We start from the raw sequence: 26,916 nt of genomic DNA, 5'->3' as shown, positions 1-26,916 counted from the left end.
TTTCCTGGCGCAGGGCGGCGTAGAGGTCCTGCAAACGCTGGGTGTCGGCGGGCTTCTGGCCTTTCTGGGTGAGGGCGGCGGTATTGGCCTCGACGTTCTGAAGCAGGGTCTTGAGAGCCGCGGCCAGGGCCGGGTGGTCGTTGTTATTGCGGGCCCGGCGGGCCTGCTCGATGCCGAAGCGCTAAACTCGCCCCCCACTGGCGCGAGTTTAGCGCAGCGTAACTCGTGACTAGCCATAAGGTGGAGGTTGTACCTCCACTGCCGCCCAGCGGCAAGCCGGCCTCGCGCTGCTTACCAAACGGCGCAACCATATCGTTCTAACGGGAGGCACAGCCTCCCGGCAGGGCTAGTCATAAGTTACGTTGCGCTAAACTCGCACCAGAGAAACCAGCGTAAAACCCAAACAGGGCACCGCCGGGAGACGCGCGTCTCCCGGCACCGCGTCTCTGACGCGAATCGGCCGGACCGATGACTGGAGTCGTGCAACGGCCGCGTCAGAGACGCGAAACCACCCGGCACGCGTCGCAGACGCGCGCCAGCTTATAACAGACCCAGTCCCGGGTAAAACCAAAACAGGGTTCCCGTTCCCGGGAACCCTGTTTGCAGTACCAGCCACGCGCTTTACTTCACTGGCGGCGCTTCCTTATCCGTGCCGCTCATTTCCCGGCGCACCCGCTTGAGCACCTTGCTCAGGGTGTAGTCGTCGCGCCGGGCTTTGTCGGAGCGGGCGTAGAGGGCCTTGCCGTCTTTGGCCAGCTGGTTGAGCACCTGGAAGAGGCCGTTGAGGGTGCCCATGTTGCCCTAGGTGTTGCTTTTCTGGCTGCTCATCTGGGTGCCGCGGCCCGTGGTTTCGGCCACCAGCGCGTCGTGCAGGTCCTGGAGCCGGGTGGTGTCGGCGGCCTTGTGGCCCTTCTTGCCGAGGGTCGTTTCGTTGGCCGCAATGTTTTGCAGCAGCGTTTTCAGGGCCGCTTCCAGGGCCGGGTGGTCGTCTTCGTTGCGGGCCTGCCGGGCCGGCACGATGCCGAAGCGCCTGGCCGGCACCGTCAGCGCCTCGGCGCGGCTCACCCGGGCCTCCAGGAAATCCAGCTGCTGCGGCAGCTGCGCATACAGCTCGTGGATGCGCTGGGTGAACGCCATTTTCCGGGCCACCTGCACCGAGGTTTCCTCCAGCGCGTCGGCCGCGGCGTAGCGCTGGTCGAAGTCCGTCAGGAAGGCCGCCGTGTAGTCGTCGGGCAACAGCTCTTTAAAGCCGGCCTGGTCGCGCACGTAGCTCGCCCGCAGCTGGCGGGCCAGCGGCACCAGCTCATCAATCCGACAATGAAATCCGCGTTTTACAGCATCCATAGCTAGAACAGTAACAGGTTGAACAATAAGTGTAATATATAGAAATACCGCGCTGCTACTACCGGCTCCCGCCCATTAAATTCCCGACCCGGCCCAACAACTTTCAGAGGCTGCCCAACGACTTCCGGACCCGGCCCAACGACTGCCGGATGGTGCCCAAGCCTCCCGGAAGCTGCCCAACGACTGCCGGATGGTGCCCAACGGCTTCCAAGCCGTGCCCAAGCCTTTCCAGACTGTGCCCAGGCAGTTTCCGAGTATGCCCAAGCCTGTGGCGACCGTGCCCGCTATATTTCCCCTCCCCTATCTTTCGCCTTCCTACCCTCCTACACTACCAATCCCCATGCCCACCCCTGCTCCCCACCACCCCGTCCCGGTCCTGGAAACGGCCCGCCTGTGGCTGCGCGGCTACTCCCCCGCCGACCTGCCGGCCTTCCTGGCCATGTTTCAGCAGCCCGACTTCTACCGCTACCTCACCGGCAAGCCCATGAGCGAGGAAGACTGCTGGAGCACCCTGATGCGCAGCGCCGGCCACTGGACGCTGCGGGGCTACGGCTTCTGGGCCGTGGAGGAAAAGGCCACCGGCCGCTTTATCGGCTCCGTCGGCTTCGTGGACCGCAAGCGCACCATCGAGCCGGCCATCGGTGAGGCCCCGGAAATCGGCTGGGTGCTCGATGCCGCCACCCACGGCCGCGGCTACGCCACCGAAGCCGTGCGGGCCGTGCAGGCCTGGGGCGACGCCCACTTCCGGGGCGCCCGCACCGTCTGCCTCATGCACCCCGACAACGGGGCCTCCCGCCGCATTGCCGAGAAGTTCGGCTACCGCGAGTACGCCCGCACCACCTACCACGACGAGCCCGCCGTGCTGCTGGAGCGCCTGGCCCAGCCCACTCGACCGTAAGGCCCGACGGTATCCGCGTCATTCCGGGCAGGGGCGCAGCAAGTCCGGAACCCGGGCAATTGGCGGGCGAACGTTCAATAACCACCCCGATATCATCCATCATCCCTTATCTGGCGGCCGCCCGCGAAGGACCTTCGTCCTTTAGCTTACAGGCTAACTTCAATGCAAAAAGCCCTTTCCATAGCGAAGGAAAGGGCTTTTTGCACTGAATCAATTTTCGCAGAGACTTGGAGGAAGGTCCTTCACTTCGCTCTGCTCCGTTCAGGATGACAGACGAATTTAAATTACTAGTCCAATGTAGCGGCAGATGCTTCGGCCAAGTGGCCGCCCGATGAGCATAAAGCGCTTTTAAACCGGCCGGATTGACTTTCCTGGGCTAAGCCTCAGCTACCGGGATTTACTGGTTTTGCAGATACTGCGCGGCCGTGGTGTTTTTGGGGTTCAGGGCCAGGGCGCGCTGGTAGTTCTTGGTGGCCAGGGGTTTGTTGCCCACCTCGGCGTAGGTTTCGCCCAGGCTGTCGTAGGCGTTGGCGCTGCCGGGGTAGAGGCGGACGTTGAGCTGAAACACGGCCAGCGCGTCGGTCAGCTGGCCCTGCTCCACCAGTGAGTAGCCCCAGGCGTTGACGGCATCCTCGGGCAGGGCGTAGGCCGGGTTTTGGCGGCGGGCTTTCTTCACTTCTTCTTCCAGGTGGCTGAAGCCGCGCCGGCGCAGGGTGCGGTGCAGGGCGCGCAGGGTGGGCGGCAGGCCGAAGCCGTCGGCCACGCGCATATCGGGCAGGTAATGGGCCGCCAGCGCATCGACGAACCGCTCGGGGCTGGCTCCTTGCAGGTTGGTCAGCACCACGATGGCCAGCTCGTCCTGGGGGTAGACGAACACGGCGGAGCGGCCGCCGCCCACCGGCGCCACGGCCGGGTGTTCGGCCCGCGTAACCGTAGGCCAGCCCAGGGCGTAGCCGGTGAGCTTGCCGCCGAAGCCCCGCTCGGAGCCGTCGTTGAGGCGGCCGGCCGTCCAGAGCGTGGGGAGGCTGGCGGGCTGCAGCAGCTGGCCCTGTTGCAGGGCAATCAGCCAGCGGGCCATTTCCTCGGCCGTGGAGCTCCTACCGGCGGCCGAGCGCAGGGACGGCGGAAACACCTCGAACAGGTTGCGCAGCTCCTTGCCGCGGCGCACCTGCCCGTTGCTGTAGTGAGTAAAGGTGTAGCCGCGGGCGCCGTGGGGCAGCACGTCGTGGGCATCGCCGGCGCTGGTGCGGGGCATGCCGACCACGTCGAGCTGGCGCTGCCGGACAAACTCGGCGAAGGGCTGCCCGCTGAGCTTGTCGATAAGGCGGCCCAGCAGCAGGTAGTTGGTTTGGTTGTAGGCAAACTTTTCGCCGGCCGGAAAGTCCAGCGGCTGGGTTTGCACCTGGGCCCAGGCGGTTTTCTCGTTGTTTTCAGTTACCAGCGCGTCCTCCGGCATAATGTCGGGCAGGCCGGAGGTGTGGGTGAGCAGCTGCCGGACGGTGACCGGGTGCCAGGCGGCGGGCAGCTCGGGCAGGTAGCGGCCCACCGGCGCGGCCACATCCAGCTTGCCGGCTTCCACGAGCTGCATCACGGCCACGCCCACGAAGGCCTTGGTGATGGAGTTAAGGAAAAAGCGGGTTTGCGTAGTCACCGGCACCGAGTCCTGCACGTTGGCCACGCCGTAGCTGCCCAGCTTCACGATTTTGCCGTGGCGGACCACCGCCAGCTGCAGGCCCGGAATCCGCAGCTGCTGCATAGCGCGCTGCACGAGCTGATCGACGCTGTCGGCGGGGACCTGGGCCGAAGCCTGATAAGAGAAGAAGGTCAGCAGCACGAGCAGCAGCCACTTAAGGCTGCTTTGGCGGGTTGTTTGGGAAATTTTCATAGAGCAACGAGGATAGATGTTCGGCCGCGCGGGAGAAGCGGATTGCTTCTGGCTGGCGTACTCCCCGACAGATGCGCCGCCCGCGCATAGCGTTGCCTGTATATTCGCAGGAACTGGTACTTGCCCCGGGCGTCGATCCGGCGGCGCCATCTTTCCGCAGATGTAGTAGCCTGGTAGCCTGGTAGCCACGGAGTCTACTTCCCCGGCCGACTCAAAGCGTTGTTAATTCTTTTCCTGTTTTATTTTATGCCCCCTGCCTCTATTTCCATTTACCCCATCCTGATCCGGTTTTTTGGGACTCTCACCCTCCTGGCGGCCCTGGCTTTCGGGCTTTACTGCGCCGAGGTTCGGTTTGAGTCCGTCCTGCTCAACAACCTGGGCGAGCTGCTCATGCTGCTGGGCTTGGTTGTGCTGGGGCCCGGCACGCTGCTGCTGCTCAGCCGGCAGCAGTGGTGGCGGCGGGCAGCGGTGCTGCTGTACCTGGGCTTGCTGGTGGCGGGCAGCCCGTTTTACCTGCTCGGCTTTTTCCTGATCCTACTCAATCTGAGCTCCGCCGTGGGCTGTTACCCCGTATTCGAACAGGCCCTCCCCGACCACTCCCGCTTCCCCATCTACAACACCCCCTACCAAGGCTCCCTGGGCGTGGACAGCATGGCCGTGTACCAGGTGCGCCCTCTGCTGGCCGGTCTGGTGCAGCGCCACCCGCTGCCCGCTTTTCCCCACGCCTACACTGCTGCCGACACCGGGCAAATCATCGTGCAGGGTCAGCGGGCGGTGATACCGCCGGCCGGCCGGTGGCAGCCACCGGTAAGCATCGTTCAGTAGTACCTTGCGGCCTCATCTGAACTCCCGTATCATGCTTGCTTCTCTGTTGCTGACTTCGCTGGGCCGCCTGCGGGTGGTGGGTTTTCTGGAAGGCGTATCCTTTCTGGTGCTGCTGGGTATTGCTATGCCGCTAAAATACCTGGCCGGGCAGCCCGACGCGGTGCGCGTGGTGGGAATGGTCCACGGCGTGCTGTTTGTGCTCTACGTGCTGCTGGTGGTGCAGGTGAGCGTGGCCCTGGGCTGGTCGTGGCGCAAGGCGCTGCTGGCCCTGGTGGTGTCCGTGGTTCCCTTCGGCACGTTCTGGGCCGAGCGGAGGCTGTTCAAAGCCTAGCACTCCGGCCGCTGGCCCTGGCCCGTCCACCAAAAAGCAGGGCACCCGGTATCGGATGCCCTGCTTTCAGTTTAGCCCGTCGGCCGGCTTAGGCCTGCTGGCTTTCCAGCTTCTGCAGCTCCTTGTAGGTTTTCTGCGACTGGCCGTACTGGCGCTCCACGGCCTGGCGCAGCGTACCGGTCAGCGTATGATCATCAAGGGCTTCCTGGTAGGCTTTCAGGGCCCACTCCTCGCCGTAGACATTGGAGCCGAGGATGGCTTTTTCGTCGTGGCCCGTTACAGCGGCTTTGGCATCCATCCAGACGCGGTAGAGCTTGCCCTTGGCGGTGGTGCTGGTCTGCCGCTCGCCGCCCTGCTGACGCAGGTAGCCGTTCAGCTCATTGGAAAACTGCTGGCTCTGGCTGACCAGCTGCTTGTAGTAGCCGCTGAGCTGGGCGTCCTGGCTTTCGTCGGCGGCCCGCTGGTAGCCCTCGATCCGGTCGTTGACGAAGTACAGCAGCTCGTTGAGCGTGCCGGCCTGGCCGCCTTTGGCCGCGGATTTAGCCGCTGAGCCCCCTTTGCTGCCGCGCAGCAGGGCGCCGGCGCCGAGCACGAGCAAAGCACCGCCGAGTACTTTCTGGGTGGTGCTGAGCTTGCCGAGCATTTCGCCCATGCTGCCCTTGTTGAGCCATTGCGCGGCCTTATCCGCCAGCGTATCGGTAGAAGTGGAAGTAGAAGTGGAGGAGTACGACTGGCCGTAGTCGTTCTGGCCATAGTCATTCTGGCCGGTGCGGCCGGAGTTTTGCGGGTTATCCATGGTGGGTAAGCTTAGGTGAATACTGTGGCAGTGTACGGCAACCAGGATCAATGTGTTAGGTTAAGCTTTCCCCTCTCAGCCGTGCAGGCGGAGCTTAGCAGCAGCATTGTCCGCCTTCGGCCCGCTCAGGTGATCTTAATTGTTGGCCGGCGCGCGGCCAGGCACTGCATATTTCCTCTAGGAGAATTTATGCCAAAACGCCCCTTGGCTTCTTCTGCAGCTGCACTTTGTCTTTCCCCGTACGGCTGCAGGCATCCTGGCCCCCGCTGCCCTTAGTGCTGGGCACGGTAGCGGGCTTACGGCACACCCAAAATTTCGGCCAGCTCCCGCAGCGCCCGGGCTACAAACCCGCGGCCGGACTCGGCAAATGGCGTCAGCCGGGCCTGCAGCGCCTGCCACCGCTCCAGCTTTTCGGCGGCCGTCAGCTCGTAGGTCCAGCGCAGGCTGCCGTTTTCCGGCACGTACTTCCCCCCGATCTGCTGCTCGAGATGAGTCAGCAGCGCCTCGTCGTGGGGCAGGCGCAGCACGCTGGTGCCCTCGTCGCCGACGGCCACGAACAGGTAGGCCTGGCGGTAGCAGCACAGCGTTCGGTAGCCTTCCTTATCGGCGCAGGACAGCGCGTACTCCCCGCTTTTGAGGAGTTGGAGCAGCTGCTGCCGGCACTCCTCGACAGTAGCCCCCACCATGGGCGCGGACGGCGTATTTCGGTCTTTGGAGCGTGCCATGAGTTGAGCAAATAACTGAAAAAACATCCGTTTTAACCCGTGAAACCGGCCTGCAGCACCCGCACCGTGACCAGCAGCTGGCCCAGGTGGCGCATGGTGTGCTCGGCGGCGTGTACCAGCAGCCCCAGCACGGTAGCCGGCACCTGGGCCCGGCCCACGCCCCGGCTCTCCGGCAGGCTGGCCGCCGGCGTGGCCCGTAGCTGCGCCAGCGCCTGGTCGACCTGGGCGCTGAAGGCCTGCACCAGCGCGGCCGTGGTGCCCGGGGTAGTCGGCCCTGCTCCTTCGGCCTGCAAATACGCCAGCTGCGCCGGACTCAGCACCTCGGCCCGGGCGTAGGTGGTCAGGCGGTCCAGCACGCCGGCCAGGTGCTGCAGATGGAAGCCGGGGGAAGCCAGCCCGGCGGGCGTCTGCCAGAGCAGGGCGTCGGCAAAGCCCGCCATCAGGCTGGTTAGCTCTTCGCGGGCCTGCAGCAGCGCGTGCGCTACGGGCTGGAGCAGGGGAGCAAACCCGGGCAGCGGGCCGCGCAGCCACACTTCGGGCAGACTTGGAGGTTGGGTCATGCCCGGTAAAACGGCCGGGGGCGGGAGTTGTTGGCCCGGCCCGCTCTCACCAGCCGGCCGGCCGCATAAATAGTGCGTTTGCCGCGGGCTTTCCTACCCCAGCCGCCTATCTTGCCGCTATGTTGGAAGTATCGCAGCGCGGGCAGGCAATGCCTTGGTCCCCTTTTCGCAAGCTCACGCCCTACGCCGACGCCGCCAAGCAGCGCGGCCTCACCGTTCACCACCTCAACATCGGCCAGCCCGACATCGAAACCCCACCGTCGGTGCTGGCCGCCGTGCAGCAGGCCGATATCCGGGTGCTGGAGTACAGCCCCAGCGCCGGCCACGATTCCTACCGCCGCAAGCTGGCCCACTACTACCAGGGCGTGGGCATCGACGTAGCTGCCCCGGATATTCTGGTGACGGCGGGCGGCAGTGAGGCCATCCTGTTTGCGCTGCTTTCCTGCCTGAACCCCGGCGACGAGGTGATTATTCCGGAGCCGTTCTACGGCGCGTATCCGTCGTTTGCGGTGGCGGCGGGCGTGCATATCGTGCCCGTCACCTCCCACATCGAGCACGACTACGCCCTGCCGCCCATTGCCGAGCTGGAGCGGGTGATTACGCCGCGCACCAAAGCCATTCTGGTCTGCAACCCCAGCAACCCCACCGGCTACGTGTACAGCCGCACCGAGCTGGAGCAGCTGCGCGACCTGTGCTTGCGCCACCACCTGTTTCTGCTGTCCGACGAGGCCTACCGGGAGTTCTGCTACGATGCGCCCTACGTCAGCGCCCTGCACCTGGCCGGGCTGGAGCAGCACGTGGTGCTTATCGACACCATTTCGAAGCGCTACAGTGCCTGCGGGGCCCGCATCGGGGCGCTGGTGACCAAGAACAGGGCCGTGCAGGAAGTGGCGCTGAAGTTTGCCCAGATGCGGGTGAGCCCGCCCGGCCTGGCCCAGCTGCTGGGCGAAGCCGCCACCGACCTGCCCGCTACCTACTTCGATGACGCCAAAGCCGAGTACCTGAGCCGCCGCAACCTGCTCGTAAAGCGCCTGCAGGCCATGCCGGGCGTGGTATGTCCGGTACCCAGCGGGGCTTTTTACGTTATGGCCCACCTGCCCGTCGACGATACCAGCCGCTTTGCCCAGTGGCTGCTGGAGGAGTTCGAGCACGAAGGCCAGACGCTGATGATTTCCCCGGCAGCGGGCTTTTACGCCACGCCCGGGCTGGGCCGGCAGGAAGCCCGCCTGGCCTACGTGCGCAATGTCGAGGTGCTGGACCAGGCCATGGACTGCCTGGCCCTGGCGCTGACCATCTATCCCGGGCGTACGGCCTAGCAACTCCAAGCCGCTTCTCTACCTGCCTCATTCCGTATGCCGATGCCCCCAAGCCGCCTGGCCCTGGGCCTGCTGGCACCCGCCCTGGCCGGCCTCACCTACTGGCAAACCCGGCCGCGGCGGCGGGCCGGGCCGGGTCAGAACGTCGGGGCCATCGTCTTCGACCCCGGCCCCGACCGCGCCGATTTTAACCTGTGCCAGGAGCAGCGGATTTTTGAGTACTACCCGGGGCTCACCTACCGCCAGCTGCACGACGCCACCTCCGCCCGCATCAGCTTCCGCCAGGCCCGCACCCTCTACCAGCAGGGCTACGGCCGGCACGACCCCTGCGTGGAGGTCCTGGACCAGGTGTACCTGCCCGACATTGAGGCCGCGCTAAAGGAGTAAATTGCCGTTCTTATCTTCCTGCTTCTTTGCCAACCTGCCATTCTACCACCCTTTCCTCCGATGCAAGTATCTTCCTCCGCCATCGTCGACCCCGCCGTGGGCAACAAGAACTCCCTGGCTTTGCGGCTGTGGCACTGGAGCAGTGCCGCCGTCATTTCGGGCCTGCTGATTACCATTCTGTTTCTGTTCGTGATTCTGAAGATGAAGACCGTGGGGCCCGAGTTTCAGGCCGTGCTGCAGAAGCAGGGCGTCACGATGAGCAAGGAGCAGGTGCGCGGGCTGACGCGCATCATCAGCCACCGCATCTGGGACTGGCACATCTACCTGGGCGTGGCGCTGTCGGTGCTGCTGCTGGGCCGCATCGGGCTGGAGTTCTTTCAGCGCGGCCAGCAGCGGTTTGCCGTCAAGCTGGGCACGGCGCGGCAGTACTTCCGCCAGCAGGGCGTCGACCTGCAGGATGCCCGCCACTCCCTGGTGGTCAAGTACTCCTACCTCGCCTTTTACCTGATGCTGGTGGTGATGGTGCTGACCGGGCTGGTACTGATCTATGCCGACGACGTTGAGTTTCTGCACCAGCTGGAGCACACCGTGAAGGAGGTTCACAACGTGACGATGTACCTGATCATGGCCTTTACCGGGCTGCACGTGCTGGGCGTGGTGTGGGCCGAATCGACCAAGAATAAGGGCATCGTTTCGGATATGATCAACGGCGGCGAGTAAGTCGGCGTCCGGCGCCTTACAGTTCCCGGATGCAACTTCCCGAATGCTTTCCGCTTCCCGCAGCTTGCCGGTATCTTTACTCTTCTATCTCCCACATTTCCACTGCTTGGTACATGCGTGCTTTTTTACTGAAAACGGGTTTTGGCCTCGGCGGCTTGCTGCTGGCGGCGGCCCAACCCGCGGCGGCGCAGACGGCGCCCGCCAACCGCTTCCTCACCGACAGCCTCGACCGGTACGTGGCCCGCGGCCTCCGGCAGTGGGAGCTGCCCGGCCTGGCCATTGTGGTGGTGAAAAACGGGAAGGTCATCGTCAGCAAGGGCTACGGCGTGCGCGCCGTGGGCAAGCCCGAGCCGGTGGATGCCAGCACGCTGTTCATGATTGCCTCCAACACCAAGCTGTTTACCGGCACCGCGCTGGCCAAGCTGGATGAGGAAAAGCAGATTTCGCTCGACGAGCGGGTCAATAAATACCTGCCCAACTACCAGCTCTACGACTCGGCCGCCTCCCGCCTCGTAACCGTGCGCGACCTGATGGGCCACCACTTCGGCTTCAAGACCTTCCAGGGCGACTTCAGCTTCTTTAACTCCAACCTGAGCCGCGAGGACATCATCTACCGCATGCGCCTGATGAAGCCCGGCGGCCAGTTCCGCCGCGAGTACGGCTACTGCAACGCCGGCTTCGTAGCCGCGGGCCAGGTGATTCCGGCCGCTACCGGCGGCACCAGCTGGGAGGAATACGTGCGCCAGAACATCCTCAAGCCCCTGGGCATGACCAGCACCTCGATGAACTCGGCCGGCTTCGAGCAGCAGCCCAACCACGCCCTGGCCTACTCCAACACCTTCGGCCCCCTGGCCCAGGTGCCCTTCGACAACTGGGACAACATGGGGCCCTGCGCCAGCATGACCTCCAACGTGACGGACCTGGGCAAGTGGCTGCAGCTGCAGCTCGACTCGGGCCGCTACCAGGGCCGGCGCGTGCTGCCCTGGAGCGTGCTGCGCAAAACCCGCGACGCCAACACCCTGCTCAGCACCCGCCGCTCGACGGTGCGGCCCACCCACTTCACCACCTACGGCCTGGGCGTGCTCAGCACCGACTACAACGGCAAGCAGGTGTTCTGGCACACCGGCGGGGCTTCCGGCCAAGTCAGCAACGTGTGCTTCGTGCCGGAAGAGGGCCTGGGCATTGCCATCCTGACCAACAACGACAACCAGAGCTTCTTCGAGGCCCTGCGCTACCAGATTCTGGACAGCTACCTCGGCGTGCCTTACGTGGACCGCAGTGCCCAGAGCCTGAAAGTAGCCCTGGCCGACCGCCTCGCCGATAACCCAACCAAGAAGCTGGACGCGCGGGTAAGCAAGAAGGCCAAGCTGAACCTGCCCCTGGCCAGCTACACCGGCAGCTTCGAGAACAAGCTGTTCGGCTCGGTTATCATCGCGCCCAAAAACAAGCAGCAGCTGCTGGTGCGCTTCCCCACCCACCCCGGCCTCACCGCCACGCTCGACTACATGGACGGCAACGAGTTTCGCTGCACCTACTCCAACCTCGTCTTTGGCGTGCAGCCGGCCATTTTCAAGGTGGAAGGCGGCAAGGTGACCTCCGTGCAGCTGCAGGCCAACGACTACGTGGAGCAGGACCCGTACGTATTCAGTAAGCTGTAAGCCCGACTGTTCGGCTGCTAAAAAACCACCCGGACCAGTGCCTGGGCGGTTTCTGTTTGGAAATCACCGGGCGCTGGAGCCTAAAGATCGTCTGTCGTGCTGAGCAGCGCGAAGAACCTGCTGCTTCCCCTACCCCAAAGCTTTTCTGTTGAGCTGAGCTTTCTGCCTCCCATGACAAAAGCTAGCGCGCATTGAAAAAGAGCTTGTCGCTTCAAGCAGGCAGCTTCTGGGTACTGCTCAGGATGGCAGACGATTAAAAAGTAGCGTATCCGGCAATTTCCGGCCTGGTTTTTAGCTACCGCACTGTCTTTCTGCTCCCCAACGTACCTGCGCCATGATTGCCCGTTTTCTTCTCCCCGGCCTGCTGCTGCTGGCGTTGCTGAGCTTCAGCCCGGCGGCGCCCTTCACGCCGCCCGCTACCCTCACGCTGCGCATCAACGGTCTGCCCATTGCCACCGACACGCTCGGCTCCCGCCTCTTCGTCGGGGCCGACCGCACGCTGCGCCTCAACGTGGTACGCGCCAACGACCCCGACGGCGAGGGCCTCACCATTCTGATTGACCGGTTTCCGCTGGCGCCCGGCACCTACGCTTTTCAGGAAATTTTGAGCGGCCACAACCGCGACGCCTCCTACCGCTACGGCGAAGTGGCGGCCTACTCCAAGTCCTGTCCCGACAACCCCGGGGTGGTCAAAATCACCGCCGTCGACACCATCCACCACGTGCTGACCGGCTCCTACCATTGCCAGGTCTGCGAATCGGGGCGCGGGGCCCGGCGCTTCACCATGACGGGTGCGTTCAGCTTTCCCTACGAGGAAGAATAGCGGACTTCACGCCGCGTGCGTACGCAAAAAAAGGCCCTTCCGAAGCTGATTCGGAAGGGCCTTTTCAGGAAGGCAAGCGGGCTAAAACTCCGTTTACAGCGTTGCCATGTCAATCACGAAGCGGTAGTGCACGTCGCCTTTCAGCATCCGCTCGTAGGCCTCGTTGATTTGGCTCATCGGAATCACTTCCACGTCGGACATGATGTTGTGCTCGGCGCAGAAGTCCAGCATTTCCTGGGTTTCGGCAATGCCGCCGATCAGGGAGCCGGCAATGCGGCGGCGCTTGGCAATGAGGTTGAAAGCATGCAGCTGCGGGGCTTCCGGCGGCACGCCCAGCAGAATCATGGTCCCGTCGCGGCGCAACAGGTTCACGTACAGGCTCATATCAAGCGGAGCCGATACGGTGTTTATAATAAAGTCGAAGTAGTTGGTGACGCCCTTGAGCTGCTCTTCGTCCTTGGTCACCACAAACTTGTGGGCGCCCAGCTCTTTGGCATCCGCTTCCTTGCTGGGTGAAGTGCTGAGCACGGTTACTTCGGCGCCCATGGCCGCGGCCAGCTTCACGGCCATGTGGCCCAGGCCGCCCAGGCCCATCACGCCCACGCGGTGGCCGGCGCCCACCTTCCACTGCCGCAGCGGCGAGTAGGTGGTAATGCCGGCGCAGAGCAGCGGCGCTACCCGGTCGAGAGCCAGCTTGTCGGAGATGGTAAGCACGAAATGCTCGTTCACCACAATCTGGTTGGCGTAGCCGCCCTGGGTAGGCTTGCCGGTTTCCTTCTCAGTGCCGTTGTAGGTACCCGTGAACCCGGCTTCGCAGTACTGCTCCAGGTCTTCCTCGCAGCTGGGGCAGGTGCGGCAGGAGTCGACCATGCAGCCCACGCCGGCCAGATCACCGGCCTTGAAGTTCTTCACGTGGTCGCCCACTTTCACCACGCGGCCCACGATTTCGTGACCGGGCACCATCGGGAACATCGAGCCGCCCCACTCGTCGCGCACCTGATGCAGGTCGGAGTGGCAGACGCCGCAGAACAGAATCTCGATCTGCACATCGTGGGCACCGACGTCGCGGCGCTCGAAGGAAAACGGTTCGAGGGGTGCATTCACGACCGGAGCCGCGTAGCCTTTTGCTGAAATCATGGTTTTGGTCTTATGGTTTTGGTCTTGTAGCAAGGAAGAGTGCGAAGGTCTATAACCCCGCAGCCGAGCGAAGGTTTGGGGCGGAAATCAGCTTTGCGGCCCGTTGTGCAGGGCCGTTTCCACCTGCTCCCGCATCCGCTCCAGCGACTGGTGGGCGAAGCGGCGCTGTAGTGTGCGGCCAAACAGCTTGAAGCCCAGCCAGTAGATGGGGTTGCTGATGCGGCCCACCTGCGAAAAGGCGTGAATCCGGAACATGACCTGCCCGGTGCCCAGGTGCTTGTGCACCGTGAACTCAATCTGGCCCCGCTCAAAGTGGCCTTCCAGGGTGCGGTAGTTGTAGCCCCACACCTGCTCCTGCCCACCGTCGGGCAGGGTGCGGGTTTCGTCCGTCACGCCGCCGATGCGCACGCCGAACCAGAAGGTGAAGAACAGAAATTGCGCCCGCAGCACCATGATCCGCTCTTCGAGCGGGGTATCGGGCACGAAGATGCCGGTAATCAGGTCGGAGGGCGGGAAGGTGTAGGCCCGCAGAATCTGCTGCGCCGCCTGCCAGGCCCCGTTGGCCGTGGGCGGGCCGGCGGGCTCGGCGGGCAGCTCGGTTTCGTAGTCGTCGATGCGCCAGCCGGTTTCGGCGGTGTACTCGCTCACGCGGTCCAGGTCGAAGTTGACCTGAGCATCCCGGTAGGCTTCGAGCCGGGCTTTCTGCACCTCCCAGAGCGGGGGCGCGGGGGAGTTAGCCATGCTGCTCGGGGTTAGGATTTTCTTCGTCGTGCCGGATGGTTTCCACGCTCACCGGCCCCAGCGCCCGGCCGCCGCTTTCCTCGGCCACGGTGGTGCAGAACAGCTCCCAGGTTTGCTGCTGCACGTTTTTGCCAATGCCCAGCGTATCGTAGGTGAAGGAAACGAGGCCGTCGCGGGAACGGGCCCGGGAGTGAATCTCAAACCGCAGCCGGCCTTTTTCGCCGGCCGGCTGCGCCCGCACGGAAAACCGGATGCGGCCGGCCTCGGGGTGGTTTTCGAGCGTGATGAGCTCAAAATGGTCGTCGCTTACTGCCGTGACGCGCACCGTGCCGTTCCAGGGCCCCAGGATTTTGATACGGAACTCGTCGTCCGGCGCCAAGCCGTGAGGCTGGCCCTTGGTCTTCTCGAAGTCAGCCAGCAGATCGGGCGAGTAGTGCTCCACGTTGCATTGAATGTTTTTCATCAGCTGGTGGGCACTCAGGCGGGAGTCGGCAATATCGATGCAGTAGATCCGCTCGAAGAGCGGGCCCGAGCCGGTAGTGGCGGGTTGTTCAGGTTTTTTCATGAGGGGGAATAGCCCAGCCAGAAGCAGCGGGCCGGCGTGCTGATCCTAACGCAGCCGCCGGATGCCGGGTTAGCACCGTCGGGCTGAAAAATGCGGGGCGGTCGATTTTCCGCGTACTTTCGGCTCCGATTTCTACCCGTGCCCTGCTTATGCTTTCTACCCGAATCGAACGAATTCTGCTCAACCCGCGCCTGGTGCTGGGCCTGTACGTGCTGCTCACGATAATCGTGACGTTCCAGCACTATTTCAAAGGACCGACCTCGTACAACAACTACCTGATTTTCGTCAAGCCCTATTTCAACCTGCTCGAAGGCAAAAACCTCTACCTGCCCTACCCCGAGTACTACGACGACACCTACAAGTACAGCCCGGTTTTCGCGCTGTTCATGGCCCCGTTCGCCCTTATGCCCAACTGGCTGGGGCTGCTGGCCTGGAACGCGCTGAACAACGCCGTGTTCTACACCGCCGGCCGCCGCCTGTTCCCGGATGTGCGCCGGCAGCTGCTGTTTCTGCTGCTCTGCCTGATTGACATGATGACGGCCCTGCACAACAGCCAGGCCAACTGCCTGCTGGTGGGGCTGATGCTGTGGACGTTTATCAACCTGGAAAACCAAAAGTACGGCTGGGCTGCGCTGTGCGTGGCGCTGGCCGCCCTGATCAAAGTGTACGGCATCGGTATCGGCCTGATTTTTCTGTTCTACCCGCTGCCCATCCGCAACGGCATTATTGCTTTTGCCTGGATGGCGCTGCTGGCCTTTTCGCCCCTGCTGGTGGTGTCGTGGGTTGACTTTCGGATGATCTACCAGGGCTGGTTCGACATCGTGCGCGAGTCGGCGACGGGCATTCAGCTTTCGTTGATGGGCGTGCTGGAAACCTGGTTTGGCGTGGCGCCCACGGCTAAGGGCATCGTCCAGGGAATCGGGATGCTGCTGCTGCTGGCGCCGCTGGCCTACTTCCGCGCCTGGCGCGAGGCCGACTACCGCCGCCTCTACGTGGCCTCCATCCTGATTTTTGTGGTTATCTTCAACCAGATGGCCGAGTCGCCGACCTTCATTATTGCCGTGGCGGGCTTTATGTTCTGGTTTATCCTCTACCGCCGCAGCACGCCCCTGGGCTGGGCGCTGTTTGCCCTGGCCTTCATCTTTACTACCCTGTCGGCTACCGACCTGAACCCGCCGGCCGTCCGCCACGCCTACTTCGACGTGTACAAGCTCAAAGCCGTGCCCATGATTCTGGCCTGGGTATTTATTCAGAGCCAGCTGCTGCTGTACCCGCGCTGGCGCGCCCGACTGCGGGCCGCAGCTGAGGCGTCCGCTGCCGAACCGGAGCAGGCAGTGCTGGCCTAAACCGCTAGTCCGCCCCCACCCGCCCCGCCCCTGCCCGTATAGCAGGTGGCGGGGCTTTTTGCTGCGTAACGACGTCCCACTCACCACTCCCCGATGTACCGCCCCTACCACCCGCCCGCCGACCCGCGCATCGTACGGGAGCTGACCCAGATGCAGCAGGAGATGCGCGCCCACGTCCGGCTGCTCCCGCTGGGCCACGAACCTACCCTCATTGCCGGCTGCGACTCGTCGTTTCCGACGCCCGAAACGATTCTATCGGTGTTCGTGCTACTGCGGTTTCCCTCGCTGGAAGTAGTGGAGAAAGTGTACCACGTGGGACCGGTGGAGGTGCCCTACATTCCCGGGCTGCTGTCGTTTCGGGAAGCGCCGAACGTGCTGAAAGCCTACGAAAAGCTTCGGCAGAAGCCCGATGTTATTATGGTCGACGGGCACGGCATTGCCCACCCGCGCCGCATGGGTATTGCCGCCCACCTGGGGCTACTGCTCGATGTGCCCACCTTCGGGGTAGCCAAGCAGAAGCTGACCGGCGTGTACCAGGAGCCGGCTATTACCAAAGGCAGCATCAGCCCGCTGACCGAGAAAAGCGGGGAGCTGCTGGGCGAAGTTATCCGCTCCAAGGACAAGGTGCTGCCGCTGTTTGTGAGCCCCGGCCACCGCTGCGACCAGGCCACGGCCACGCGCCTGACGCTGGCCTGCCTGCGCGGCTACAAGCTGCCCGAGCCCACCCGCCTGGCCGACCACTGGGCCGAGGAATTCAAGAAGGAGCTACGGTAAGGCAAGCCCGGCATACGCCGCCCGCAGCGCTGCCAACGACTCCCCGGCTTCGACAGGCAGCCCCAGCAGCCGGGCCACGGCCGCATATACCGGCCGGGGCGTCGCCATTTCGCCTACGATACCGGTAGCCAGAGGCTGCTGCTGCGACTTCGACAGCTTCCGGCCGGCGGCATCGGTGAGCAGACCGTGGTGGTAGAACCGGATGCGGGAGGCATTGAACGCCGCAGTTTCGGGCAGCTGCCGGGCCAGCCAGAGCTGGGCCGCGGTGCTGGTCTGCAAATCGAGGCCGCGCACGATGAGGTCAATACCCAGCCGCAAATCGTCCACGACCGAAGCTACCTGGTAAGCTGCCCCGCCATCCTTCTTGCGCACCACGAAGTCGGGCATGAGCTGAGCCAGCGGCACGACGGTTTCACCCTGCCAGGCATCGGGAAAGCAGATTTCGGTTTCATCCGGCACCCGCGCGCGCCAGGCCGCGCCGGGCGTGTCGAGCGGCACCACGGCATCGGCGGCGCCGGTGCGGGAGCGGGTGCTGGCCTGCACCAGCCCCGGCACCTGCGCCAGCCGGCGCAGCACGGCTTCATATTCGGCCAGATGCTGCCGCTGGGAATAGTGGCGCTCGAAATCGTCGGGGCCGGTGGGGCCGTGGTCGTAGTCGATACCCAGCCAGTCGATGGTGCGGAAGATGTTGGCCAGGTAGGCGGGGCGCAGCCGGGCGCGGTCCAGATCGTCGATGCGCAGGTGCAGGGTGCCCTCGGCGCGGCGCACCAGCAGCCAGGTCAGCACGAAGTTGACGGCGTTGCCCAGGTGCAGAAAGCCGCTGGGCGTGGGCGCGAGGCGCGAAACGACGGGGAAATAAGGAGCAGGGGCCATACGTTTGAGAACGGAAAAGTACGACGCGCCCGCCGCTTCGCTCTCTTTCCCCGCGTTGTCGCCATTTGGCTATCTTTCTCCACGTTTTATCCCGATTCCCGTGTCTCCTGTTAAACCTGCTCTCCTGCTGCGCTGGCTGATAACCTGCTCGGGCCTCCTGATGCTGCTCAGCTGCGGCTGCGGCGCGAAAAACTGCGACGCGTGCGCCGTGGAAGAATATCAGCTGCGGCTGGTTTTCGACCTGGATTCAGCCCGCACCACTGGCTTCCGCAAAGCCGAAATTGATGCCGCCTATATAGTGCGCTACGCTACTCCCGATTTTACCGGGCCAGCGGATACCGTCCGTCAACCCATCCGCTCAGGGTCGGGCTCGTATCGTTTCTACCCCGCCGGAATAGAGCTATTACGCTTACCCGCACCGGCCCTGAACGCCGTGGGAGCCACCGTTTTCCGGCCGGAAAAAGCCTCCTACCGCGTCGTGTTGCCCACTACCAGCCACCGCTACGACGTGCGGGAAATTGAGCTGACCGGCGAAACGGGCAAGGGCTGCTGCGCCTGCTACCGCAACGCCCGCCGCCGCTTCCGCCTCAACGGGCAATACACCAGCGCCGATGGTGTGCCGGGGGTCACGGTGCTGAGTAAATAGCCCGGTAATCCTGCCGGATGCCCGTTAAACTTCTGGGCCCGGACATTATCCAAGCCGACAGCTCCCCCTTACTTTGCTGTCGTATGAAACACGCCTTACTCGTACTGTTGCTGGCTGGTCTGCTGCTTTCTTTCCCGGCTGCCCGGGCCCAGTCCACGCTGTATTTCCCGCCGCTGGCGGCCTCCGGTACCTGGGCCGCCACTTCGCCCCAGAGCCTGGGCTGGTGCCAGCCCCAGCTCGACTCACTCTACAATTTTCTGGGCCGCAAGCATACCAAGTCGTTTATCGTGCTCAAGGACGGCCGGATAGTCCTGGAGCGCTACTACGGCACCTTCACCCAGGACTCCAGCTGGTACTGGGCCTCGGCGGGCAAGTCGCTCACGGCGACGGTGGTCGGCATTGCCCAGCGCGAAGGCCTGCTGCGCCTCACCAACAGCACCTCCCACACCCTGGGCCGGGGCTGGACCTCGGCCCCGCCCCGCCAGGAAGGCCTCATCACCCTGCGCCACCAGCTCACCATGACCACGGGCCTCGACGACGTGCCGCCGCCGCCCTGCGACAACGAAAGCACTACCGCCGGCTGCCTGCTCTACCGGGCCGATGCCGGCACCCGCTGGGCTTACCACACCGGCCCCTACCGCCTGCTCCAGGATGTCCTGACCTCAGCCAGCGGCCTGACGATAAACCAGTACACCAACCAGCGCCTGGCCTCCCGTATCGGCATGGCGGGCCTGTGGGTGAATGATGTGTACTACAGCCGGGCCCGCGACATGGCCCGCTTCGGCCTGCTGACGCTGGCCCGCGGCACCTGGAACGGCACCGCCGTGCTGGGCGACACGGCCTACTTCCGCCGCATGACCACATCCTCGCAGACGTTGAACCGCAGCTACGGCTACCTGTGGTGGCTCAATGGGCAAAGCTCCTACCGGCTGCCGGGCTCCCAGGTCAGCTTCCCCGGCCCGCTGATGCCCACGGCCCCGCCGGACCTGATTGCGGCCCTGGGCAAAAACGACCAGAAAATCTACGTGGTGCCCAGCCTGGGGCTGGTCGTGGTGCGCCAGGGCAACTCGGCCGACGGCCCTAGGCTGGCCGTGTCGTCGTTCGATACCGAGCTGTGGCGCTACCTGATGGCCGCCATGCAGTGCCGGCCGCTGGCGGTGCCAAGCGCCGCAAATCAGGCCGCGGCTAAGCTTTATCCGAACCCGGCCCTGACTACCGTTACGGCCACGGCCGTGCCCGGGGCCGCGCGGCTGCGGCTGCTGGATGCCACCGGCCGGGTGGTGCGGGAGGTAGCTGCCGGGGCCGGCGAAACTTCGGTTTCCGTGGCCGGGCTGCCCGCTGGGCTGTACCTGACGCAGTGGCTGACGGCGGAAGGCCGGGTGCTGGCCGTGCGGCGGCTGGGAAAGGTGATGTAGAGACGCATAGTCGCGTCTCGGCGTTGAACGACTTTGTTACACCAGCACAGATGATGTAGAGACGCGACACTTCCCGTCTCTACATTGAACGACCGGAACCAGGTGTTTATCGCAACATCAGCACGCGCTGAGACGCGAATACGCGTCCCTACAATCGTTCTGACGCAAAAAAGCCCTCCGAATTGCTTCGGAGGGCTTCTTACTTGACTCACGTTCCGCTTAGCGGGCGCCGGGCGGGCAGTGCTCCTTCAGGTACTGGGTGAAGGTGGTGGCCAGGTGGCGGCTGGTGCCTTCGCCTTCCGAGATGCTGTGGGTGCGGTTCGGGTAGGCCATCATCTGAAACGGCTTGTTGTTTTTGATCAGCTCGTTGATCATCTGCTCGGCGTTGTTGTAGTGCACGTTGTCGTCGCCGGTGCCGTGGATGAGCAGCAGGTTGCCGCGCAGGTTCTTGGCGTAGTTCAGCGGGGAGTTTTCCACGAAGTACTTCCGGTCGTCGGGCAGCAGGCCCATGTAGCGCTCCTGGTAGATGTTGTCGTAGTTGAGCTGGTTATCGACGGCGGCAATGGAGATGCCGGTCTTATAGATCTGCGGATACTGAAACAGCAGGTTGAGCGTGGACGAGCCCCCGCCGCTCCAGCCCCACACCGCCACGCGGCTGGTGTCGATGAAGGCGGAGCGCTTCATCAGCTCCTTGGCAGCCATGGCCTGGTCGCGGATGTTGATTTTGCCGATGTTGTGGTAAATCGACTTGCGCCACTCCCGGCCCTTGGGCGCCGGGGCCCCGCGGCCTTCTACTGAGGCGTAGATGTAGCCGTCGTCGGCCATGTTGCCGGCGTAGAGGCGGTTGAAGCCGGTGCCGAAGCGGTCCGTCACGGTCTGGCTGGCGGGCTCCCCGTACACGTAGAATACGATGGGGTACTTCTTGCTGGGGTCAAAGTCGGCGGGCTTCACCATCCAGCCGTCCATGGTCACGCCGTCCTCGGTTTTCACCTGGAAGAACTCGGTCTTGGGCGCTTTGACGCTCTTGGCGCGCTCCGAAACCTCGCCCCCGCTCAGCCGCTTGTGCTCGGGCAACGACACCACGTCGGCCACCGGGAAAGTGGCGCTGTTGGAGAAGTTGTGCAGGGCCAGCTTGCCGTTGGGCGAGATGTCGTAGCTGTGCGAGCCGGCCAGCGCCTGCGGCGACACCCGCTCGGCCTTGCCGCCCTTCAGCGCTACTTTGTACAGGTAGGTCTGGGTGGCATTGGTCGGCGAAGCCATGAAGTAGATGGTACCGTTCTTCTCGTCGATAAGGCTCAGCTCAATGACGTCGTAGTCGCCCTTGGTGAGCAGCTTTTCCTGGCCCTTGCGGTCGATGGCGTAGATGTGGCGCCAGCCGTCCTTCTCGCTCAGCCACACGAAGCGCTTGCCGCCCTCAATCCAGTCCCAGCCGATGGCGCCGTTCTTGGCGTCCACCCAGGCCTTGTCAGTTTCGCTGTACAGCGGCTTCACTTCACCAGAAGCGGCCGTCGCCAGCATAATCTTACTCTCGTTCTGGCGGCGGTTAAGCTGCTGAATGATGAGCTCGGTGGAGTTGTTGGCCCACTCCATGCGCGGCAGGTAGTGCTGTACGGCGTCGCCGGGAATCTTCATCCAGGTGGTGGCGCCGCCCTGCACGCTTACTACGCCGATGCGGGCCATGCTGGGGTCTTCGCCCACCACCGGGTACTCTACCGGCACCGTAAACGGGTAGAGCTGGTCGGTGGTGTTGAGCATCAGGTAGTTTTTGGTCTTGCCCGCGTCGAGCTGCCAGTAAGCCAGGCTCTGGCTGTTGGGCGCCCAGCGGAAACCGTCGCGGGCGTCCAGCTCTTCCTCGTACACCCAGTCGAAGGTACCGTTGATGAGCGTCTTGGTGCCGTCGGTGGTCAGGGGCCTGACGGTGCTGCCGGCCAGGTCTTCCACGTACAGGTTGTGCTCACTCACGTAGGCCACGTGCTTGCCGTCGGGCGAGAACTTGGCAAACATCAGCGACGCCTCCGGGCGGCCCTTGCCGAGCTGCTGGAGGGTTTTGGTGCCCGAGTCATACACCCAGTAGTCGCCGCGGGTGTCGTAGCGCCATACTTTCCTGGTGTTGGTGTGGATCAGCACCTTCTGCCCGTCGTCCGACAGCGCGAAGCGGCGCACGGCCAGCGGCGCGCTCTGGCCCTGGGGCGTGAGCTGGGCCTTGCTGACGAGTACCGTACGCTTGGACCCGTCGCGGGCGTCGAGCTGCACGATTTCGTCCTTGTCGGCCTGCATGTAGCCGTAACCGTCTTTGGTCCACTGAGTACCGGGTCCGAACTGGGCGTGGGCCGGAACCCACAGAATCAGCTGGAGCAGCGCGGCCGCGGCGGCCACCTTCCGGGTGAAATTTCTGAGCATAAAGTGCTGCTTGAGGAATAGAGAGTGAGAATGGGCGGGCAAATTACACAATGCTGCCTAGTTCGGCCGGCCGCCGGCCGGCGCCAAAAACGCCGCCTGACCGAACCGGCAGCCGACAACTGACGGCCGTTGTCGGTCAACGTTGCTTGATCCGGCCAAACTGGCCCGTGCGAAGCCCCGGAAAATATAGCTTGAACCTTTCGGCCTAATCTATGTATGTACATATATAAGGCCCGCAGCCGGTACTCTGCCGCTTGCTTTTCCGCTTTTGCCATGCAAACCGTTCTTCACACCGCCGATTCGCGCGGCCACGCCAGCCACGGCTGGCTCAACTCCTACCACACGTTCAGCTTTGCCGGCTACAGCAGCCGGGAGCGGATGAATTTCGGCGTGCTGCGCGTGCTCAACGATGATACCGTGGCCGCCGGCATGGGCTTCGGTACTCACCCGCACGACAACATGGAAATCATCAGCATCCCGCTCTCGGGCGACCTGGAGCACAAGGATAACACCGGCACCCAGGCCATTATCCGCCGCGGCGACGTGCAGGTGATGAGCGCCGGCACGGGCATCGCGCACAGTGAGAAAAACCACCGCCGCGACCAGGAAGTGAAGTTTTTGCAGATCTGGGTGTTCCCCAACAAGCGCGGCGTCCCGCCCCGCTACGACCAGCAGACTTTCCGGGCCGAAGACCGGCACAACCGGTTCCAGCAGGTGATTTCGCCCTCGCCCGACGATGCCGGCGTCTGGATTCACCAGGATGCCTGGTTCAGCCTCGGCGACTTCGAGCCGGGCGCCGCGGCGGAGTACGCCATCAAAAAGCCCGGCAACGGCGTGTATGTCTTCGTGCTCGAAGGCGACGTGACCATCAACGGCCAGCCGCTGCACCGCCGCGACGGGTTTGGCGTCTGGGACACCGCTTCGTTCAGCCTGCAGGCCGACAGCAACGCCCAGGTGCTGCTGATGGACGTGCCGATGACGCTGTAAATACCTTGTAACGAGGGGCGTGGGGCCGCCGCCCGCCACTCGTGTTACCTCTTCTGCCAACTAGCTTATTTTTCGCCCATGAAAACTGCCCCCACTGCCTACCCCGTGCTTGAGCTGATCCGCAACCGCTGGAGCCCCCGTTCTTTTACCGATCAGTGCATTGCGCCCGAAACGCTGGGTCAGGTGTTTGAAGCCGCCTCCTGGGCCGCCAGCGCGATGAATGAGCAGCCCTGGCGCTACATCTACGCCCACCGCGCCGATACCGAGGCCTTCCGGAAAATGGTCGACTGCCTGATGGCGGGCAACCAACCCTGGGCCAAAAACGCCGCCGTGCTGGTGCTGGCCCTCACCAAGACGCACTACGACAACGGCACGCCCAACGGCGGCGCCCTCCACGATCTGGGCCTGGCCAACGGCAACCTGATTCTGGAAGCCACGGCCCTTGGGCTGCACGGGCACTTTATGGGCGGCTTCGACCGGGCCAAAGCGCAGGAAGCCTTCCAGCTGCCCGCCGGCCTGCAGCCCGCCGTCATGATTGCCCTGGGCTACCAGGGCGCGGCCGAGCACTTGGAAGAGCCTTTCCTGGGTCGGGAAAATGCCGCCCGCCAGCGCAAGCCGGTCGCCGAAATTGCTTTCCACGCCCAACTGCCCAGCTAACGCCATGCATCACCGTATCATCCGGGCCGCCGACCGGGGCCTGAAGGACATCGGCTGGCTGCAAAGCAACTTCTCGCTCAGCTTCAGCAGCTACCAGAACCCCGAACGCACCGGCTTCGGCCTGCTGCGCGTGTTCAACGACGACTTCGTGCAGCCCGGCGGCGGCTTTGGCCTGCACGCCCACGCCAACATGGAAATCATTTCGGTGCTGCTGGCTGGCCGCATGAACCACAAGGACAGCCTGGGCTACGCTGAGGAAGTCAGCACCGACTCGGTGCAGATCATGAGTGCCGGCAGCGGCCTGCGCCACGAGGAGCACAACATCGGCGACGACGCGGTGAACTTCCTGCAGATCTGGATTGAGCCCAAGCTGCAGAACGTGACGCCACGCTACCAGAAGCGCAGCTTTCCGGCCGAGAAGCGCCGAAACCAGCTGACCACCATCGTCAGCAACGAGGAGGGCACGGCCCACTGCTGGATCAACCAGAATGCCCGCCTCTCGCTCGGCTACTTCGAGGCAGGCCAGACCGCCAGCTACGCGCTGCCGCCGCCCAACAAGTGCATCTTTGTGTTCCTGATGTCGGGCAGCATCGTGGTAAATGGGCAGCCGCTGGAGCCCCGCGACAGTATCGGTCTGTGGAACACCGACGCGGTGACGGTGAAATGCACCGCGGAAAGCCACTTCCTCCTCGTTGAAGTTCCCATCAACCACTAAGCTGCTGTTTGCCTGCTAACGAACCGAAAGCCTCTTCCCCGGAAGAGGTTTTTTTTGCGGGCCGCCAGCCTGGCCAGTGGGTTCGGCTGCCTACCTACAGCTACTATTTCACGGTTTTAGTGGTTTCTGGATGATCGGGATGAATATTTTTTTGGGCTATAACTATTTTGATTTTTCAGCATTATCTGCCGTCCGGACCGGCTCCAGCCGGCGAAGTTCTGGGCGTCCGACTATCCTTATTAGTCCCTGAATAACAGAGTCTTAATATACTAGCCAGCCCCCCCTTACGGTATCGTTCAGGGCTGGTTTCACGATATCCCGGATTACCTGTCATTCTGAAGCGCTACCGTAGCCCAAAGCCCGAACAGAGGCCTTGCCTGCTACCGCCAGGAACCATTTTGAAACAACCTTATCGTCCGGCCGCCGGTATATAGGCTCGACTCAATACTAAATGAGTCTGACTTTTCAACCCGTTCTACTATGAAACTACCTCTTACATCCGCTGCAAAGGCCCTTGGGCTGGGTCTGGCGTTGGTGGCTGCCCTGCCCCACACGGGGCACGCCCAAAGCTCCGAACGAAAGACGGGCATCAGCCTGTACGGCACGACCTGGCAGTACCACGGCGACCTGGGTTCCGAATGGTTCAACAAAAACAAGATTGAGTTCGGGGCTGGCCTCAAACTCAGCCGCTACGTCACGCCCGGCATCGACCTGGGCCTGGACATGAGCTATGGCGAAATGGCTTTCTCGGGCACGCCGCCCAAGAACACTGCTTTTCCGTTCAGCGGCTTCCGCGCCAACGTGGTCAACATCGGCGTTCCGATCAAGCTTAAGCTGAACAACGGCTGGGCCCTGAAAGAGGACGGCTTCTTTGCTCCCTACCTGAGCCTGGCTCCCGGCGTATTTTTCGCCAGCTCCGACCGGTTTGCGCTCAATGGCCAAGTCAACGCCCTGAGCGACATTTATGCCTGGGACCTGAAAGGGGCCGCCGGTATCACGTTCCAGTTTTCGCCCGGTATTTCGGCATTCGTTGAAACCAGCCAGCACTACGCTACTACCGACCAGATCGACGGCGTGGCTCTGAAAGGCAACATCAACGACCGCTACCTGCAGCACTCTGCCGGTCTGACCTTCAACCTGGGTAAAACCCTCGACACGGACGGCGACGGCGTAGGCGACAAAAAAGACAAGTGCCCCGGCACGCCAACCGGCGTTGCAGTTGATGCCACCGGCTGCCCACTCGACGGCGACGGCGACGGCGTTCCGGATTACCAGGATAAGTGCCCCACCGAGAAAGGCCTGGCGGCGCTGGAAGGCTGCCCCGACCGCGACGGTGATGGTATGCGCGACGGCGACGACGCCTGCCCCGACACGCCTGGCAAAGCAGAGCTCAAAGGTTGCCCGGATGCTGATGGCGACGGTGTAATCGACTCGAGCGATAAGTGCCCAGGTACCCCGGCCGGTGTTCCGGTTGATGCCAGCGGCTGCCCACTCGACCGTGATGGTGATGGTGTTCCGGATTACCAGGACCGTTGCCCTGCCCGTCCGGGTCCAGCTTCGAACAAAGGCTGCCCAGAGATGAAGGTAGAGGAGAAGAAAAAACTCCAGGAAGCTACCAAGTTCATCCAGTTCGAGTTCGATAAGGCTACCCTGAAGCCGATTTCGTTCCCAACGCTGAACGGTCTGGTGGATATCCTCAACGCTTATCCGGACTACTTCCTCGGCATCTCGGCCCACGCCGATAACAAAGGGGATGATGCTTACAACCTGCGTCTGTCGGATGCCCGCGCCGCCTCGGCCCGCACCTACATGCTCAGCAAAGGCATCCCGGCCGACCGCATCGTGTCGCATGGCTACGGCGAAACCAAGCCGATTGCTGACAACGCCACCGACGCCGGCCGCGCCATCAACCGCCGCGTAGAGTTCGATGTGTACCTGCCCGGTGACCCGAACCCTGCGGAGACGAAATACGGTGTAGCCCCGGAAGTTCCTGCCGCCCCAGTGAAAGCTGCTCCGGTAAAGAAAGCCCCGATGAAAAAGGCTCCGGCCAGAAAAGCTCCGGTGCGCAGAAAGTAACGCACCGACCTTCGGGTCAACACTACAGAAAGCGGCCAGCTCCATAGCTGGCCGCTTTTTTTGTGCCCTGGCAGCCCTGGCTCAGCTTTAGTGTTTTACCAAGTCAGCAGCCCTGGTTACGCTGGTTGTCCCCTTACCACATCCGTGGTTGACAGCAGACCGGACGGAGCAGAGGCAAGTTCGGCACCTCTGTTTCAATGCCTTAATAAATTAAGGGGCTTAGGAAGCAGAAGTCAAGAGAATGGGCGTAACTTACTGTTATGCAGCCTGCTAACCGCTACTATAAGTGCAGCAAAATTTCGACCCTTAAATTCCG

The 26,916-nt window shown here is 63.3% G+C and carries 27 protein-coding genes; 16 read left to right on the top strand and 11 right to left on the bottom strand.

Annotated elements, in window-relative coordinates; genetic code table 11:
- Window positions 1-621: 621 nt before the first annotated feature.
- Both ABD842_RS12155 and ABD842_RS12150 read right to left on the bottom strand, forming a co-directional pair.
- Window positions 622-795, bottom strand: a complete 174-nt coding sequence (locus ABD842_RS12155) for a hypothetical protein (protein WP_345114081.1) — start codon at window positions 793-795, stop codon at window positions 622-624.
- 6 nt (window positions 796-801) lie between these two features.
- Window positions 802-1,344: a hypothetical protein gene (locus ABD842_RS12150; RefSeq protein WP_345114078.1), complete on the bottom strand. Its 543-nt coding sequence runs from the start codon at window positions 1,342-1,344 to the stop codon at window positions 802-804.
- A gap of 340 nt (window positions 1,345-1,684) precedes the next feature.
- On the opposite strand from ABD842_RS12150, the gene ABD842_RS12145 reads away from it, so the two are divergent.
- Window positions 1,685-2,242 (top strand): GNAT family N-acetyltransferase, encoded by a 558-nt coding sequence (locus tag ABD842_RS12145; RefSeq protein ID WP_345114075.1) that lies wholly within the window; start codon window positions 1,685-1,687, stop codon window positions 2,240-2,242.
- Window positions 2,243-2,639: 397 nt separating this feature from the next.
- Here ABD842_RS12145 and ABD842_RS12140 read toward each other — a convergent pair whose 3' ends face one another.
- A complete protein-coding gene (locus tag ABD842_RS12140) occupies window positions 2,640-4,127 on the bottom strand; it encodes a serine hydrolase domain-containing protein (RefSeq protein ID WP_345114072.1) in 1,488 nt (495 codons plus the stop codon).
- A gap of 246 nt (window positions 4,128-4,373) precedes the next feature.
- Between ABD842_RS12140 and ABD842_RS12135 the strand changes: the two genes are divergently transcribed.
- Complete coding sequence (locus tag ABD842_RS12135; RefSeq protein ID WP_345114070.1) at window positions 4,374-4,952, top strand: hypothetical protein; 579 nt, start codon at window positions 4,374-4,376, stop codon at window positions 4,950-4,952.
- A gap of 31 nt (window positions 4,953-4,983) precedes the next feature.
- Window positions 4,984-5,283 carry a DUF3817 domain-containing protein gene (locus tag ABD842_RS12130; protein ID WP_345114067.1) on the top strand — a complete coding sequence of 100 codons (300 nt, stop codon included), beginning with the start codon at window positions 4,984-4,986 and terminating at the stop codon, window positions 5,281-5,283.
- Window positions 5,284-5,371: 88 nt separating this feature from the next.
- Here the strand turns inward: ABD842_RS12130 and ABD842_RS12125 are convergent, their stop codons facing one another.
- The 3 genes from ABD842_RS12125 to ABD842_RS12115 all read right to left on the bottom strand — a co-directional run bounded on the left by ABD842_RS12125 (window position 5,372) and on the right by ABD842_RS12115 (window position 7,364).
- Entirely contained in the window at window positions 5,372-6,079 is a 708-nt protein-coding gene (locus tag ABD842_RS12125; protein ID WP_345114065.1) for a ferritin-like domain-containing protein, read from the bottom strand.
- A 296-nt stretch (window positions 6,080-6,375) separates the two neighbouring features.
- A complete protein-coding gene (locus ABD842_RS12120; RefSeq protein WP_345114062.1) occupies window positions 6,376-6,804 on the bottom strand; it encodes a hypothetical protein in 429 nt (142 codons plus the stop codon).
- Window positions 6,805-6,836: 32 nt separating this feature from the next.
- Window positions 6,837-7,364, bottom strand: coding sequence for a DinB family protein (locus ABD842_RS12115; RefSeq protein ID WP_345114059.1), 528 nt, complete (start codon window positions 7,362-7,364; stop codon window positions 6,837-6,839).
- 119 nt (window positions 7,365-7,483) lie between these two features.
- On the opposite strand from ABD842_RS12115, the gene ABD842_RS12110 reads away from it, so the two are divergent.
- From ABD842_RS12110 to ABD842_RS12090, 5 genes are all read left to right on the top strand, one after another.
- Complete coding sequence (locus tag ABD842_RS12110; RefSeq protein ID WP_345114056.1) at window positions 7,484-8,680, top strand: pyridoxal phosphate-dependent aminotransferase; 1,197 nt, start codon at window positions 7,484-7,486, stop codon at window positions 8,678-8,680.
- 36 nt (window positions 8,681-8,716) lie between these two features.
- Window positions 8,717-9,067 carry a hypothetical protein gene (locus ABD842_RS12105; RefSeq protein ID WP_345114053.1) on the top strand — a complete coding sequence of 117 codons (351 nt, stop codon included), beginning with the start codon at window positions 8,717-8,719 and terminating at the stop codon, window positions 9,065-9,067.
- Between the two features lie 60 nt (window positions 9,068-9,127).
- The gene (locus tag ABD842_RS12100) at window positions 9,128-9,787 is read left to right on the top strand and encodes a cytochrome b/b6 domain-containing protein (RefSeq protein WP_345114051.1); all 660 of its coding nucleotides are present in this window, start codon (window positions 9,128-9,130) and stop codon (window positions 9,785-9,787) included.
- Between the two features lie 113 nt (window positions 9,788-9,900).
- Window positions 9,901-11,445, top strand: coding sequence for a serine hydrolase domain-containing protein (locus ABD842_RS12095; RefSeq protein WP_345114048.1), 1,545 nt, complete (start codon window positions 9,901-9,903; stop codon window positions 11,443-11,445).
- 334 nt (window positions 11,446-11,779) lie between these two features.
- Window positions 11,780-12,268, top strand: a complete 489-nt coding sequence (locus ABD842_RS12090) for a hypothetical protein (protein WP_345114045.1) — start codon at window positions 11,780-11,782, stop codon at window positions 12,266-12,268.
- A 93-nt stretch (window positions 12,269-12,361) separates the two neighbouring features.
- On the opposite strand, the gene ABD842_RS12085 is transcribed toward ABD842_RS12090, so the two are convergent.
- From ABD842_RS12085 to ABD842_RS12075, 3 genes are all read right to left on the bottom strand, one after another.
- Window positions 12,362-13,405 (bottom strand): NAD(P)-dependent alcohol dehydrogenase, encoded by a 1,044-nt coding sequence (locus tag ABD842_RS12085; protein WP_345114042.1) that lies wholly within the window; start codon window positions 13,403-13,405, stop codon window positions 12,362-12,364.
- Between the two features lie 87 nt (window positions 13,406-13,492).
- A complete protein-coding gene (locus ABD842_RS12080) occupies window positions 13,493-14,146 on the bottom strand; it encodes a DUF1990 domain-containing protein (protein ID WP_345114039.1) in 654 nt (217 codons plus the stop codon).
- On the bottom strand, window positions 14,139-14,711 hold the full coding sequence (locus tag ABD842_RS12075; RefSeq protein ID WP_345114036.1) for a DUF1990 family protein: 573 nt from the start codon (window positions 14,709-14,711) through the stop codon (window positions 14,139-14,141). Before ABD842_RS12075 ends, ABD842_RS12080 begins: the two co-directional genes overlap by 8 nt.
- A 149-nt stretch (window positions 14,712-14,860) precedes the next feature.
- Here ABD842_RS12075 and ABD842_RS12070 point away from each other — a divergent pair, with 149 nt between their 5' ends.
- Together ABD842_RS12070 and nfi are read left to right on the top strand one after the other, a co-directional pair.
- Complete coding sequence (locus tag ABD842_RS12070) at window positions 14,861-16,057, top strand: glycosyltransferase family 87 protein (RefSeq protein WP_345114033.1); 1,197 nt, start codon at window positions 14,861-14,863, stop codon at window positions 16,055-16,057.
- Between the two features lie 93 nt (window positions 16,058-16,150).
- Entirely contained in the window at window positions 16,151-16,831 is a 681-nt protein-coding gene (gene nfi, locus ABD842_RS12065; protein ID WP_345114030.1) for a deoxyribonuclease V, read from the top strand.
- Here the strand turns inward: nfi and ABD842_RS12060 are convergent.
- Window positions 16,823-17,704 (bottom strand): glutamate--tRNA ligase family protein, encoded by an 882-nt coding sequence (locus ABD842_RS12060; RefSeq protein WP_345114027.1) that lies wholly within the window; start codon window positions 17,702-17,704, stop codon window positions 16,823-16,825. The two genes, nfi and ABD842_RS12060, sit on opposite strands and share 9 nt — an antisense overlap.
- 100 nt (window positions 17,705-17,804) lie before the next feature.
- On the opposite strand from ABD842_RS12060, the gene ABD842_RS12055 reads away from it, so the two are divergent.
- Together ABD842_RS12055 and ABD842_RS12050 are read left to right on the top strand one after the other, a co-directional pair.
- The gene (locus ABD842_RS12055) at window positions 17,805-18,350 is read left to right on the top strand and encodes a hypothetical protein (protein WP_345114024.1); all 546 of its coding nucleotides are present in this window, start codon (window positions 17,805-17,807) and stop codon (window positions 18,348-18,350) included.
- 83 nt (window positions 18,351-18,433) lie between these two features.
- Complete coding sequence (locus ABD842_RS12050) at window positions 18,434-19,765, top strand: serine hydrolase domain-containing protein (protein ID WP_345114021.1); 1,332 nt, start codon at window positions 18,434-18,436, stop codon at window positions 19,763-19,765.
- 219 nt (window positions 19,766-19,984) lie between these two features.
- Here ABD842_RS12050 and ABD842_RS12045 read toward each other — a convergent pair whose 3' ends face one another.
- Complete coding sequence (locus tag ABD842_RS12045) at window positions 19,985-22,165, bottom strand: S9 family peptidase (protein ID WP_345114018.1); 2,181 nt, start codon at window positions 22,163-22,165, stop codon at window positions 19,985-19,987.
- Between the two features lie 273 nt (window positions 22,166-22,438).
- Between ABD842_RS12045 and ABD842_RS12040 the strand changes: the two genes are divergently transcribed.
- The 4 genes from ABD842_RS12040 (at window position 22,439) to ABD842_RS12025 (ending at window position 26,600) form a co-directional block, all read left to right on the top strand.
- Window positions 22,439-23,152, top strand: a complete 714-nt coding sequence (locus ABD842_RS12040; RefSeq protein WP_345114015.1) for a pirin family protein — start codon at window positions 22,439-22,441, stop codon at window positions 23,150-23,152.
- A 78-nt stretch (window positions 23,153-23,230) separates the two neighbouring features.
- Window positions 23,231-23,809, top strand: coding sequence for a nitroreductase family protein (locus tag ABD842_RS12035; RefSeq protein WP_345114013.1), 579 nt, complete (start codon window positions 23,231-23,233; stop codon window positions 23,807-23,809).
- Between the two features lie 4 nt (window positions 23,810-23,813).
- On the top strand, window positions 23,814-24,524 hold the full coding sequence (locus tag ABD842_RS12030) for a pirin family protein (protein WP_345114010.1): 711 nt from the start codon (window positions 23,814-23,816) through the stop codon (window positions 24,522-24,524).
- Between the two features lie 480 nt (window positions 24,525-25,004).
- A complete protein-coding gene (locus tag ABD842_RS12025; protein ID WP_345114007.1) occupies window positions 25,005-26,600 on the top strand; it encodes an OmpA family protein in 1,596 nt (531 codons plus the stop codon).
- Window positions 26,601-26,916 lie beyond the last annotated feature (316 nt).

It is taken from the genome of Hymenobacter algoricola (genome assembly GCF_039539525.1).
In the GTDB taxonomy this organism is placed as follows: Bacteria; Bacteroidota; Bacteroidia; order Cytophagales; family Hymenobacteraceae; genus Hymenobacter; species Hymenobacter algoricola.
The sequence above is the reverse complement of the archived record's forward strand: the minus strand, read 5'-3'. Positions and strand labels throughout refer to the sequence as shown.